11 protein-coding genes and 1 riboswitch are annotated in these 12,828 nt (G+C 63.0%); of the genes, 9 read left to right on the top strand and 2 right to left on the bottom strand.

The features are described 5' to 3' along the window. Positions 1 to 26 precede the first annotated feature (26 nt). Positions 27 to 659, top strand: a complete 633-nt coding sequence (locus G5A46_RS15700; protein ID WP_163850886.1) for a TRAP transporter small permease subunit — start codon at positions 27 to 29, stop codon at positions 657 to 659. 2 nt (positions 660 to 661) lie between these two features. Continuing rightward, entirely contained in the window at positions 662 to 2,062 is a 1,401-nt protein-coding gene (locus tag G5A46_RS15695) for a TRAP transporter large permease (protein WP_163850885.1), read from the top strand. A 73-nt stretch (positions 2,063 to 2,135) separates the two neighbouring features. Here the strand turns inward: G5A46_RS15695 and G5A46_RS15690 are convergent, their stop codons facing one another. After that, on the bottom strand, positions 2,136 to 2,702 hold the full coding sequence (locus G5A46_RS15690) for a pseudouridine synthase (protein ID WP_163850882.1): 567 nt from the start codon (positions 2,700 to 2,702) through the stop codon (positions 2,136 to 2,138). Between the two features lie 491 nt (positions 2,703 to 3,193). On the opposite strand from G5A46_RS15690, the gene G5A46_RS15685 reads away from it, so the two are divergent. Next, entirely contained in the window at positions 3,194 to 3,628 is a 435-nt protein-coding gene (locus tag G5A46_RS15685) for a hypothetical protein (protein WP_163850881.1), read from the top strand. Positions 3,629 to 3,689: 61 nt separating this feature from the next. On the opposite strand, the gene putA is transcribed toward G5A46_RS15685, so the two are convergent. Further along, complete coding sequence (gene putA / locus G5A46_RS15680) at positions 3,690 to 7,214, bottom strand: bifunctional proline dehydrogenase/L-glutamate gamma-semialdehyde dehydrogenase PutA (protein WP_163850879.1); 3,525 nt, start codon at positions 7,212 to 7,214, stop codon at positions 3,690 to 3,692. Positions 7,215 to 7,342: 128 nt separating this feature from the next. On the opposite strand from putA, the gene G5A46_RS15675 reads away from it, so the two are divergent. From G5A46_RS15675 to G5A46_RS15650, 6 genes are all read left to right on the top strand, one after another. Next, positions 7,343 to 7,804, top strand: coding sequence for an Lrp/AsnC family transcriptional regulator (locus tag G5A46_RS15675; protein WP_163850878.1), 462 nt, complete (start codon positions 7,343 to 7,345; stop codon positions 7,802 to 7,804). A 143-nt stretch (positions 7,805 to 7,947) separates the two neighbouring features. Next, positions 7,948 to 8,141: riboswitch (cobalamin riboswitch) on the top strand. A 110-nt stretch (positions 8,142 to 8,251) separates the two neighbouring features. Next, positions 8,252 to 8,473 carry a glutaredoxin-like protein NrdH gene (nrdH, locus tag G5A46_RS15670; protein WP_163850876.1) on the top strand — a complete coding sequence of 74 codons (222 nt, stop codon included), beginning with the start codon at positions 8,252 to 8,254 and terminating at the stop codon, positions 8,471 to 8,473. An 8-nt stretch (positions 8,474 to 8,481) separates the two neighbouring features. After that, positions 8,482 to 8,898, top strand: coding sequence for a class Ib ribonucleoside-diphosphate reductase assembly flavoprotein NrdI (gene nrdI, locus G5A46_RS15665; RefSeq protein WP_163850874.1), 417 nt, complete (start codon positions 8,482 to 8,484; stop codon positions 8,896 to 8,898). A gap of 68 nt (positions 8,899 to 8,966) precedes the next feature. Further along, positions 8,967 to 11,048 carry a class 1b ribonucleoside-diphosphate reductase subunit alpha gene (gene nrdE / locus G5A46_RS15660; protein WP_239521040.1) on the top strand — a complete coding sequence of 694 codons (2,082 nt, stop codon included), beginning with the start codon at positions 8,967 to 8,969 and terminating at the stop codon, positions 11,046 to 11,048. A 149-nt stretch (positions 11,049 to 11,197) separates the two neighbouring features. Then, complete coding sequence (nrdF, locus tag G5A46_RS15655) at positions 11,198 to 12,169, top strand: class 1b ribonucleoside-diphosphate reductase subunit beta (protein WP_163850870.1); 972 nt, start codon at positions 11,198 to 11,200, stop codon at positions 12,167 to 12,169. After that, positions 12,169 to 12,558 (top strand): pyrophosphohydrolase domain-containing protein, encoded by a 390-nt coding sequence (locus tag G5A46_RS15650; RefSeq protein ID WP_163850868.1) that lies wholly within the window; start codon positions 12,169 to 12,171, stop codon positions 12,556 to 12,558. Before nrdF ends, G5A46_RS15650 begins: the two co-directional genes overlap by 1 nt. Positions 12,559 to 12,828: the final 270 nt, after the last annotated feature.

Here is a 12,828-nt window from a genome sequence, read left to right as displayed (position 1 = left end):
CGGTTGTTGTGAAAAAGGGGAAACGCATGGCGCAATCGGCCGCAGTATTGACCGATGACACGCTGCTGAGCCGGCTGGACCGGGGGCTGTACAGGATCGAACGGGTCTTTGCCCTGATCGCGGGGTTCGCGGTGCTGATGCTGATGGTCCTGGCCGTGGTCTCGGTGGGGGGGCGCAACCTGTTCAACGCCCCGCTGCCCGGCTATGTCGACTGGATTCAGCAGGCGATGCCCCTGATCGCCTTCCTGGGCGTCGCCTTCACGCAGCGGGACGGCGGGCATATCCGCATGGATATCGTCATCGGCAAGCTGAAGGGCAGGGCACTTTGGGGCGCAGAATTCGTCACCACGCTGGCGACCTTCATCCTGATGGTGCTGCTGGTCTGGGGCAGCTGGGCGCATTTCGACCGGTCCTTCGATTTCGCCGCCCCGATGTGGAGCCGTGACAGCTCCATCGATATCCGATTGCCGCTGTGGCCTGCCAAGCTGTTGGTACCGCTGGCCTTTTCCATCCTGGCCATGCGGTTGGCGCTTCAGCTCTGGGGATATCTGCGGGCCATCGGAACGGGGGGGACGGCACCCGTCGCGGTGCCGCTGGTGAAATCCGCCGCCCAGTTGGCGGCCGAAGAAGCCGAGCATGTCTCGGGCATGGAGCGCTGAGCATGAACAGTCTCGATATCGGTATCTGGGTCACCGGCGGGTTGCTGGTTCTGGTCATCCTGGGCATGCGCGTCGCCTTTGCCGCCGGCATCGCCGGGTTGGTCGGGCTGGTGTGGATCTTCTGGAACAAGTTCGGCTACGCCCCCGATCAGTTCGGCAAGGCCGTGACAATCGCGGTCAAGACGGCGGGCCAGGTGCCCCATTCCAAGATCGCCAGTCAGGAGTTGTCGCTGATTCCGACCTTCATCCTGATCGGCTACCTTGCCTATTACGCCGGGCTGACCCAGGCGCTGTTCGACGCGGCCAAGAAATGGGTGGGCTGGCTACCGGGCGGCATGGCCGTTTCCACCGTCTTTGCCACGGCGGGGTTCTCTGCCGTTTCCGGCGCCTCGGTTGCGACCTCGGCCGTCTTTGCCCGAATCGCCATCCCCGAGATGCTGAAACTGGGCTATGACAAGCGCTTCGCCGCCGGGGTAGTGGCTGCAGGTGGCACGCTGGCCTCCCTGATCCCGCCCTCGGCCATCCTGGTGATCTACGCCATCATCGTGGAGCAGGACGTGGGCAAACTGCTGTTGGCGGGGTTCATCCCCGGCGCCTTCTCGGCGGTGATTTATGGCGGGCTGATCGTGACCATGGCGTTGGTGCTGCCGAATTTCGGCCCGGCGGTGCGCGGCTTTACCTGGAAGGAGCGGTTGAAATCCCTGCCGCCCGCCTTTCCGATTTTCTTTGTCGTCTTCATCATCATCTTCTTCATCTACAACCCCTTTGGCGGCGATCCCTGGGGCACGCCGACCGAGGGCGGCGCCCTGGGCGCGGCTGTGGTTTTCATCATGGCGCTGGTGCGCGGGATGCGTTGGTCCCAGCTGAAGGACGCGCTGCTGGAAACGGCCAAGCTGGCGACGATGATCTTTACCATCATCTGGGGAGTGCTGGTCTTTGTCCGGTTTCTGGGTTTTGCAGACCTGCCGGGCGCCTTCTCCGACTTCCTGCAGGGGCTGGAGCAATCTCCGATGATCACCCTTGTGATGATCCTGCTGGCCTATGCGGTGCTGGGCATGTTCATGGATGCGATCGGGATGCTGCTGCTGACCCTGCCGGTGGTCTACCCGGCGGTCATGGCATTGAACGGCGGCGAATTCGTCAGCGCGGCGGACAGCGCCTTTGGCATGTCCGGGCCGATGTGCGCGATCTGGTTCGGCATTCTGGTGGTCAAGATGGCAGAGTTCTGCCTGATCACCCCGCCGATCGGGCTGAACTGCTTTGTCGTGGCGGGCGTCCGGCCGGAGGTTTCGGTGCAGGATGTGTTCCGCGGCGTGATGCCCTTCTTCGTGGCCGATGCGCTGACCATCGCGGGGCTGGTGGCCTTTCCGCAGATCGTGCTGTGGCTGCCGTCGCTGGCGTAGGACCGCGTTGCACCAGATTGAAAAGGCCCGCCATTGTGGCGGGCCTTTTTGCTGTGGGGGGTCCAGTTTCCGGTCAGCCGGGCCCGGGTTTCGGGGCGTCGCGCCAATTGCCGGGGGTCAGCCCGTCCAACCGCCATGGCCCGATGGCAGCGCGGATCAGGCGCAGGGTGGGGTGGCCGACATGGGCGGTCATGCGGCGCACCTGGCGGTTGCGGCCTTCGGTGATCTGCAGTTCGATCCAGCAATCGGGCACGGATTTGCGCTGGCGGATGGGCGGGTTGCGGTCCCACAATCCCGGTGGCGCATCGATCCGGCGCAGGCGGGCCGGGCGGGTCGGGCCGTCCTTCAGGGTGACGCCCTGGCGCAGCGCGTCCAGCGCGGCCGCGTCGGGCAGCCCTTCGACCTGGACCCAATAGGTCTTGGGCCATTTGTGCCTGGGATGGGTGATCCGGGCCTGAAGCCGGCCGTCGTCGGTCAGGATCATCAGCCCCTCGCTGTCACGGTCCAGGCGTCCGGCGGGGTAGACGCCGGGCAGGGCGATGAAATCCGACAGGGTGCGGCGGGGTGTGCCTTCGGTGCCGCGATCGGTGAATTGCGGCAGCACGTCGAAGGGCTTGTTGAACAGGATGGTGCGGGGCATTACGGCTCCTTCTCTGGTTCCGCCGTAGCAGAGCACGCGGTGCGGCGGAAGCGAATGCGCCCGATCGCGACCTGCCTCTCCGCCTGCGGTGTCACGAAATTGACAAGTCGCGCGGCTATCGCAGGGGGACAACACCTTTTCGTTCGGGGGGCGACATGGCCCAGATTTCACCTTTGATGTTCGTACTGGATTGTCTTTTTGCGCCGCGCCGGGGCGGTGCCATCGACCGTGTGGTGCGGCGGCTGACACGCGGCTGACACAGGTCTGATGGCCGTCGGTGCCCAGGGGGCTGTGGCCGGAAAGACTCAGGTTGCCGCGATAAATGTCAGGTCTGATTGACGATTTTTCGATCTTGTGGATAACTCGAACAAAAAAAATCAATTTCGAGTGGTAATTCACATGCCCTATTCTACGTATACCCCGCGGCCGGGCAGCGCCGCTGGTTCCGTCGTGGTCAGCCGTCTTTCCGGTGGAGAGATCGGATGAGCCCGATGGCCTTTCTGCGACAGATGCCCCTGTTTCGTCCGTTCTGGCCGCTGCGCCGGGCTTCGATCGAGGGATTGCGCTTCACCCTCCCCGAGACGGATCGCGGTGATCTTCAGGACCTCGCCCTGACGGATCGCGTGCGCAATGCCTTCGAGACCGACCCCCCCAATCCGACAGAAATACAGGTGTTGCGGGCCCTGCTGGAAAACCCCGGCGCCACCGCGCTGGAGCTGAGCCGCGCTTGCGGCTGGATCGGCACCACCTGGCAGGTCTACCTGGCTACCATGTGCCGCCGCCGCCGAGACCTGTTCTGGCCAGGCGAGGCGGCAGCGGCGGAAACCGGGATCGAGATCACGGCAATTGCGGAATACGATGCCGTGTCTTCCAGGTTCCGGCTGCATGACGACCTTGACGATTTCTTTCGTCGGATGGTGGCCTGACGGCGGGCCGTTCCCGCCGTCGTTCTTTGCTGAATTGCGGGCGCGGATCGGGTGACGCGGCTCAGGCCGCGTGCCCATCGGCGGGTGCCGGGTCTGCGCCTGCCAACAGCACCGCATTGCCGCCTGACGCGGTCGTGTCGATGCAGACATGGCGTTCCAGCACACAGCGCGGGCCGATGTCGGCCTCGTCCAGCAGTGGCAACAGCGCGCCTGTGCCAGCCGCCAGCGCCTGCCGCCAGGGGCGCAGGCTGTCTGCCGTTCCGGCCAGCGCCACGGCGTCGAAACCGGTCAGATCTTTCAGTACCTCGGGCGACAAACGTCTATCCAGGCAGCCCGCGCCGGTCGCGCCCGGACACAGGGTCAATGTCGCGCAGCCGCGCGCCTGTGCCGCCTGCGCCTGCCGCGTCGCATTGTCCAGATCCGGCCCCAGGCACAGCACCACGCCGCGCGGGAACAGCGACAGGCGGTTCGATTCGCCTGTCGGGCCGGGCAGGTCCGTCACCTCCAGCGGCGCGGTGCAGGGGCGTGGCAGGGCGTCCAGCGCCTGCTGCACCGCCGTGGCATCCAGTTCGGCAACATCGCCGCCGTCGCCCGCATCCTCCGCATCTGCGCGGGGCAGCGCGGTAAAGCGCGGCACGTAGTTTGGCCCGCCCGCCTTGGGCCCGGTACCGGAAAGACCCTCGCCGCCAAAGGGTTGCGATCCGACAATGGCGCCGATCTGGTTACGGTTCACGTAAAGGTTGCCAACCCGCACCCGGTTGGCCACATGTTCCACGCGGTCGTCAATCCGGGTGTGCAGTCCGAAAGTCAGCCCGTAGCCAGAGGTGTTTACCGCGTCGATCACCTGATCGAGCTGGCTGGCCCGGAAGGTCGCCACATGCAGAACGGGGCCGAAGATCTCCCGCTCCAGATCCGCCATGCCCGCGACGCGGATCACGGTGGGGGCGATGAAATGGCCGGTGTCCGGGGCAGCGACCGTTTTCATCACGCGGCCCTCGGCCTGGGCCTGAGCGACATGTTCGGCAATGCCGGCCTGGGCGCGGGCATCGATGACGGGGCCGATATCGGTGGCCAGATCCCATGGGTCGCCCAAGGCCAGCTCCTCCATCGCGCCGTAGAGCATTTCAAGGAAGGCGGGCGCGATATCCTCTTGCAGGTAGAGCAGCCGCAGCGCCGAACACCGCTGGCCTGCCGATTGGAAGGAGGAGATCACGATATCGCGGATCGCCTGTTCGGGCAGGGCGGTGCTGTCCACGATCATCGCGTTCAACCCGCCGGTTTCCGCGATCAACGGGGCGGTGGGGGCGCTGGTGGCCAGGGCGCGGTTGATCCCCTGTGCCGTGGCGGTTGAGCCGGTGAAGCAGACGCCCGCCAGGTCAGGCGTTTCCACCAGCGGCGCGCCGACCTGCGCGCCGGTGCCGGGAAGCAATTGCAGCACCGCCCGTGGCACGCCGGCCTCATGCAGCAGCGACACGGCGCGATGCGCGATCAGAGGCGTGGCGTCGGCGGGTTTGGCCAGTACGCCGTTCCCGGCCGCCAAGGCCGCGGCGATCTGCCCGGTAAAGATGGCCAGCGGGAAATTCCACGGCGAGATGCAGGTAAAGACGCCACGCGCATCATGCTGCAAGCCGCCGATGCGGGTGGCATAGTAGCGCAGGAAATCCACCGCTTCGCGCAGCTCTGCAATGGCGTCGCGCGGGGTTTTTCCGGCCTCCCGCGTGAGAATGGCGAAGATCTCGCCGAAATGCGCCTCGTAAAGATCGGCGGCGCGGGACAGGGTTCGCGCCCGCTCTGCCCCCGTGGCAATCGACCAATCGGTGGCGGCGGCCTGGGCGGAGGCGATCTCTTCGGCGGTGGTTTCCGCGACATGTCCCACGATATCGGACGGATCGGCAGGGTTGATCAGCGGTTGCGGCGCGCCGCCCGTCGCCTCCACCGCCAGGAGCGGCGTGGCGGTCCATTGGTGGCGGGCAAAGGGGGCGCGGGCGGTCTCGATCTCGGCCAGGTCGGTGGTGTCGTGCAGATCCCAGCCCCGGGAATTGGTCCGTTCCGGGGCGAACAGGGCCTCGGGTGCGGTGATATGCGGTTGCGGCTGGTCCTTTTCCGCCTCCCAGGCGGCAAAGGGGTCGGCGGCGACAACGGCGGGGGGCACGTCCTCGTCCACGATCTGGTTCACGAAGGAGGAGTTGGCCCCGTTCTCCAGCAGCCGCCGCACGAGATAGGCCAGCAGATCGCGATGCGCGCCAACGGGGGCGTAGATGCGGCAGCGCGTGCCCTCCGCCTTTTTCACGCGGCGATGCAGAACCTCCCCCATGCCGTGCAATCGCTGAAATTCAAAGCAATCGGTGTCAGGCGCCATGGCGCGGATGGCGGCGACGGTATGGGCGTTGTGGGTGGCGAATTGCGGGTAGATCCGGTCGGTCATCGCGAACAGCCGCGCGGCACAGCAGATATAGGACACGTCGGTCGCCGTCTTGCGCGTGAAGACAGGGAAGCCGGGCAGCCCCTCCACCTGCGACCGCTTGATCTCCGTATCCCAATAGGCGCCCTTGACCAGCCGGACCATGATCCGGCGGTCATGTTTGCTGGCGACGGCGTGCAGCCAGTCCAGCACCGGCGCGGCCCGTTTTCCGTAGGCCTGCACCACCACGCCGAACCCGTCCCAGCCGGCCAGCCGGTCGTCGGACAGCACGGCCTCGATCACGTCCAGCGACAGGTCCAGGCGGTCGGCCTCTTCTGCGTCGATGTTCAGACCCATGTTGTGTTCCTTGGCCAGCAGGGCCAGATCCAGGGCGCTGTCTACCAGTTCTGCCATCACGCGATCCCGTTGGCCGACCTCGTAGCGGGGATGAAGTGCGGACAGTTTGATCGAAATGCCGGGGTTATCGCGGATATCGGCGGAGGTGGCGCGCGCGCCCAGGGTGCGGATCGCATGGGCATAGGAGGCGTGGAACTTGGCGGCGTCACGGGCGGTCAGCGCGGCCTCTCCCAGCATGTCGTAGGAATAGGTGTAGCCGTTGGCCTCCATCCCGCGCCCGCGTTTGATTGCGCTTTCAATGGTTTCGCCCAGAACGAACTGGTTGCCCATTTCGCGCATGGCGGCGCGGACTGCGGTGCGGATCACCGGCTCTCCCAGGCGCTTGACGGCGGAATGCAGGATATGCGCCATGCCGCGCGACCGGTCGTCATCCAGGACCTTGCCCGTCAGCATCAGCGCCCAGGTGGAGGCATTGACAAGGGAAGAAGACGATTTCCCGAGATGCTCCCCCCAGGACGAAGGCGCGATCTTGTCGTCGATCAGCTCGTCGATGGTTTCGGCATCGGGCACGCGCAACAGCGCCTCTGCCAGACACATCAGGGCGATTCCCTCGGAGGTGGACAGGCCATATTCAGTCAGGAAAACTTCCATCAGGCCGGGCCGGTCGTCGCCTCGGATCTCCTGCACGAGATCGCGGGCGCGGGCGGTGATTTCCTCGCGCAGGGCGGGGGAGGGTGCGCTTTGCGCCCGAAGGGCGTCGATCACCTGCGCTTCGGGGGCGCGGGTCAGGTCACGGATCTGGCGGCGAAGGGTGGAAAGATCGGTCATGGCGGGCCTCGGCAACAGGGGTTTAACCCAGTGTCGCAGAAGTGACGCGGGCGTGTTGCCTTGATCTCCGAAAATTTCAGGTGATATGACTTCTCTGGGGTGGATATTCAGACCTATAGGTGTGCGATATGTCCGAAAGCAGGCAGCTTGACCGGTTTGATCGGAAGATTCTTGATATTCTATCGAACGAAGGGCGGCTGCCCGCCACGGATCTGGCCCGGCGCATCGGCATGTCCAAAAGCCCCTGCCAGGCCCGTCTGAAGCGGTTGCAGGACGATGGTGTCATCCTGGGATTCCGGGCCGTGCTGGACCCGGCCGCCCTGCGCCGCGCGCATGTCGCCTTTGTGGAGGTGACATTGTCCGACACGCGGGAGGCGGCACTGCGCGCCTTCAACGCGGCTGTGCGTATAGTGCCCGAAATAGAGCAATGTCACATGATCGCCGGATCCTTCGATTACCTTCTGAAGGTCCGAACGGAGGATATCGACAGCTACAGGCGCGTTCTGGGAGAGGTCGTCTCGGCCCTGCCGCATGTGGAGAGCACATCGACCCACGTCACCATGGAGGCGGTCAAGGATTTGGCGTTCTGAGCGGAAAATTTTTTTTTCGTACTGGACGCGACGGGGGTTTGGGGGGAAAAGGCATGCCTTTCCCGGGGCTTCCAAACGTGTATGCCATCACCGGGCTACTTTCCTCCGGAACTCCATATATTGACACTCCCCTGGCATTGGCGTCTATATGATGTTGTCTTGGTGCCCGGAAATCGTTTCGGGTGAAAATGGGAAGCCGGTGAAATGCCGGCGCTGCCCCCGCAACTGTGAGCGGCAAGCCCGAACCCGTTGATCCACTGGCGGATGTGCCGTCGGGAAGGGGGGGACGGGTGTTCGAGCCGCAAGCCAGGAGACCTGCCGGGACACAAATTTCGAGACCGGACGGAGGGTCCGGGGACATCGCATCAGCCGGGGCCTGGACAGGGCCGCGGCGGTCGGCGTCTCTGCCCCGAAACCCGGAAAATGCTGCTACGACCGGAGACCCCGATGACCATCACCGTCTATTCCAAACCCGCCTGCGTGCAATGCACCGCCACCACCCGCGCGCTGGCCGCGAAGGGGCTAGATTACGACCTGGTCGACCTGACCGAGGACGCCGAGGCGCTGGCGCGCGTGACCGAATTGGGGTATCGTCAGGCACCTGTCGTGATGGCAGGCGACGATCACTGGGCCGGTTTCCGCCCCGACAAGATCAACGCGCTGGGCTGAGGCCGGCCTTGGGCGGGCTGGTCTACTTCTCCTCCCGATCGGGGAACACGCATCGTTTCGTCGCCCGCCTGGGGGTGCCGGCCCAGCGAATCCCGATCACCCCGGGGGAGCATATGCCCGCCCCCCGCGCGCCCTTTGTGCTGATCACGCCCACCTTTGCGGATGGGCAGGGGCGGGGCGCGGTTCCCAAACAGGTGATCCGGTTCCTGAACGACCCGGGCACACGGCAGCATCTCCGCGGCGTCATTGCCGCGGGCAACCGCAATTTTGGGGCAACCTTTGCCCTGGCGGGGGATGTGGTGGCACGCAAATGCGGCGTGCCGGTCCTTTACCGGTTCGAACTGGCCGGAACGGACACCGACATCACCCGCGTCACCGAAGGACTGGACAGGTTTTGGAAGACGCAATTCTCGACCGCGATCTGAGCGACGCCGCACCGGCCAAGGCCGTTCCCACCGAATGGCAGGGGTTGGATTACCACGCGTTGAACGCGATGCTGAACCTCTATGACGAACAGGGCAAGATCCGGTTCGATGCCGACCGGCTGGCCGCGCGGCAATATTTCTTGCAGCACGTCAACCAGAACACCGTTTTCTTTCACTCGCTGGAGGAAAAGCTGCGCTATCTGGTGGAGGAAGGCTATTACGAGGCAGAGGTTCTGGACCAGTACGACAGCGCCTTTATCGCGCGGATCTGGGATGCCGCGTTCAAGGCCAAGTTCCGGTTCCCGACTTTCCTGGGCGCCTTCAAGTATTACACCAGCTACACGCTGAAGACGCGGGACGGCAAACGCTATCTCGAGCGGTTCGAGGATCGCGTCGTCATGGTCGCCCTTGCCCTGGCACGCGGGGACGAGGCGCTGGCGATGGGGCTGATGCAGGAAATCCTGGCCGGCCGGTTTCAGCCGGCCACGCCCACCTTCCTGAACGCCGGCAAGGCGCAGCGGGGGGAGCTGATCTCCTGTTTTCTGCTGCGGCTGGAAGACAACATGGAAAGCATCGGGCGCGGTATCAATTCCGCCCTGCAATTGTCCAAGCGCGGCGGCGGCGTGGCGCTGATGCTGACCAACATCCGCGAATACGGAGCCCCGATCAAAGGCATCGAGAACCAGTCCTCCGGCGTGATCCCGGTGATGAAGCTGCTGGAAGACAGCTTTTCCTACGCCAACCAGCTTGGCGCACGGCAGGGCGCGGGCGCGGTCTATCTGAACGCGCATCACCCTGATATTCTTAGGTTCCTGGATACCAAGCGGGAGAATGCGGACGAAAAGATCCGGATCAAGACCCTGTCTCTGGGCGTGGTGATCCCCGATGTGACCTTCGAGCTGGCCAAGAAGAACGAGGATATGTACCTCTTTTCCCCGCATGACGTGGAAAAGGTCTATGGCTGCGCCTTCTCCGACATTTCGGTCAGCGAGAAATACGCCGAAATGGTCGCCAACCCCAAGATCCGCAAGAAGAAGATCAACGCGCGCGCGTTCTTCCAGACCCTTGCCGAGATCCAGTTCGAAAGCGGCTATCCCTACATCATGTTCGAGGACACGGTGAACCGCGCCAACCCCGTGAAGGGGCGGATCGCCATGTCGAACCTGTGTTCCGAGATCCTGCAGGTGAACGAAGCGTCCGAATTCAACGACGATCTGGGGTACAAACATCTGGGCACGGATATCTCCTGCAACCTCGGCTCGCTCAATATCGCGCGGGCCATGGATGGCGGCGATCTGGGCGCGACCGTGGATACTGCTGTGCGGGCACTGAATGCCGTGTCGGAAATGTCGTCGATCGATTCCGTGCCCTCCGTGCGGCGCGGCAATGATGAAAGCCATGCCATCGGCCTGGGTCAGATGAACCTGCACGGGTTCCTCGCGCGGGAGCGGATCCATTACGGATCGCCCGAAGGGATCGATTTTACCAACATCTACTTCGCCACGGTTCTTTATCATTGTCTGCGTGCCTCTAGCACCTTGGCGCGGGAAAAAGGGCGCAGTTTCGCGGGCTTCGCCGACAGCAGCTATGCGGACGGCAGTTTCTTCGACAAATATGTGGCCCGCGACTGGCTGCCGGAAACCGCGGCGGGTGCGGAGCTGTTCACCCGTTTCGGCATCACCGTTCCAAGCCGCGCCGACTGGACCGAACTGCGCGAGACAGTGATGCGCGACGGCCTTTACAACCGAAACCTGCAAGCGGTGCCGCCGACCGGGTCGATCAGCTACATCAACAATGCGACCTCCTCCATCCATCCGATCACCGCCAAGGTCGAGATCCGCAAGGAGGGCAAGATCGGCCGCGTCTATTATCCGGCGCCCTACATGACCAATGACAACCTGGAATATTACCGGGATGCCTATGAAATCGGTCCCGAGGCGATCATCGACACCTATGCCGCTGCGACACAGCACGTGGACCAGGGGCTGTCCCTGACCCTGTTCTTCAAGGACACGGCCACCACGCGCGACATCAACAAGGCGCAGATCCACGCATGGAAGAAGGGGATCAAGACGATTTACTACATCCGCCTGCGCCAGATGGCCCTTGAAGGGACAGAAGTGCAGGGCTGCGTGTCCTGTTCTCTCTGATCTCGAACGTTGGGCTGGCGGGGCGCCTTGGGGGTATTCCCAAGTGCCGCGCCGGCTGTACCTGAAAATGCCGCAGGCCTGACCTTTCTATACCCATCTTCACGCGCCTGCGACCGACCCCATTACACCGCCCGCCAAGGATCGTCCCGATGACCGACACTGCCCGCCCCGTCCCCCGCGCGATCAACTGGAACCGGATGCAGGACGACAAGGACCTGGAAATCTGGAACCGGCTGACCGCCAACTTCTGGTTGCCGGAGAAGGTGCCACTGTCCAACGACATCCAAAGCTGGTCCCAGCTGACCGAAGAAGAGCAGCGCCTGACCATCCGCGTCTTCACCGGACTGACCCTGCTGGATACGGTGCAGAACACCGTTGGCGCCCCCGCCTTGATGCCCGATGCTGCAACCCCGCATGAAGAAGCCGTGCTGACCAATATCGCCTTCATGGAGGCGGTGCATGCGCGTAGCTATTCCTCTATCTTTTCCACCCTGTGTTCGACGGCAGAAGTCGACGAAGCCTTCCGCTGGTCGGAAGAAAATGCCCAGTTGCAACGCAAGTCGCGGTTGATCCTGGATGAATATGACGCGACGGCCAATCCGCTGCGGAAAAAGATCGCGTCGGTCTTTCTTGAGAGTTTCCTTTTCTATTCAGGGTTTTACCTGCCGATGCACTGGTCGTCGCGGGCGCGGTTGACCAACACGGCCGATCTGATCCGCCTGATCATCCGCGACGAGGCGGTGCATGGCTATTATATCGGATACAAATTCCAACGCGGCCAGGAACGGTTGACCGAAGCCGAACGGGCGGAGCTGAAAGATTTTGCCTTCTCCCTCATGTTTGAACTCTACGAGATAGAAACACGCTATACCGAGAGTCTTTACGATCCGTTGAATTTGACCGAGGATGTGAAGAACTTTCTGCATTACAATGCCAACAAGGCCTTGCAGAACCTCGGCTACGAAGGGTTGTTCCCGGATGAGTTGTGCAGTGTGAACCCCGCTATCATGGCTGCGCTGTCGCCGAACGCGGATGAAAACCACGATTTCTTCTCTGGCTCCGGCTCGTCCTATGTCATTGGAAAAACCGTCGCCACGGAAGATGACGACTGGGATTTCTGATGATTGACAACACGTTGGAGATGGTCCGCGCCTGGCACCATGCGTTCGGCGTGCCGATTGCGGACGACGCCGCGATACCCGCAGAACGGGCAGAGATGCGATTGGCCATTTTGGAAGAAGAAGTTGCCGAATTGCGCGCCGCCGTCTCTGCCGGGAACATGGTCGAGGTTCTGGATGCCCTGTGCGATATTCAGTACGTATTGGATGGAACCTTTCTCGAATTTGGGTTGCACCCGGTCAAAGCAGCAGGAATGGCCGAAGTTCACGCGTCGAATATGTCGAAATTGGGAGCAGACGGGCGCCCCCTGTTGCGTGCGGATGGAAAGGTACTGAAAGGCCCGAACTTTCGTCCCCCGGACCTGACGCGCGTTTTGCGCGGGGCCAAGTAGGGGATTGGCGAAAGAGTTTTCCCGCCTCCACCAAGGTGTCGCGAGGATATTGCGCCGCTTCGCGATGCAAAGGCGCAGTTGCAATATGTGATTGCGTCGGGAATGCCGGATAGACGACGCGCTACGGATGCATTCTACTGCGCAGCCCGATGGCTGATTTCTTACATGCCTTTGAATTTTATCCAGAAATTTTTATACTTTCAGATGATGTCTGGAATTTTGGGCAGAGTGTCAGATAAAAATCTCTGTCAATTTTTGACACCAAAACCG

The organism is Pseudooceanicola aestuarii (assembly GCF_010614805.1).
In the GTDB taxonomy this organism is placed as follows: Bacteria; Pseudomonadota; Alphaproteobacteria; order Rhodobacterales; family Rhodobacteraceae; genus Pseudooceanicola; species Pseudooceanicola aestuarii.
Note: the sequence above shows the minus strand (reverse complement) of the source record. Positions and strands in the feature narration are given on the sequence as shown.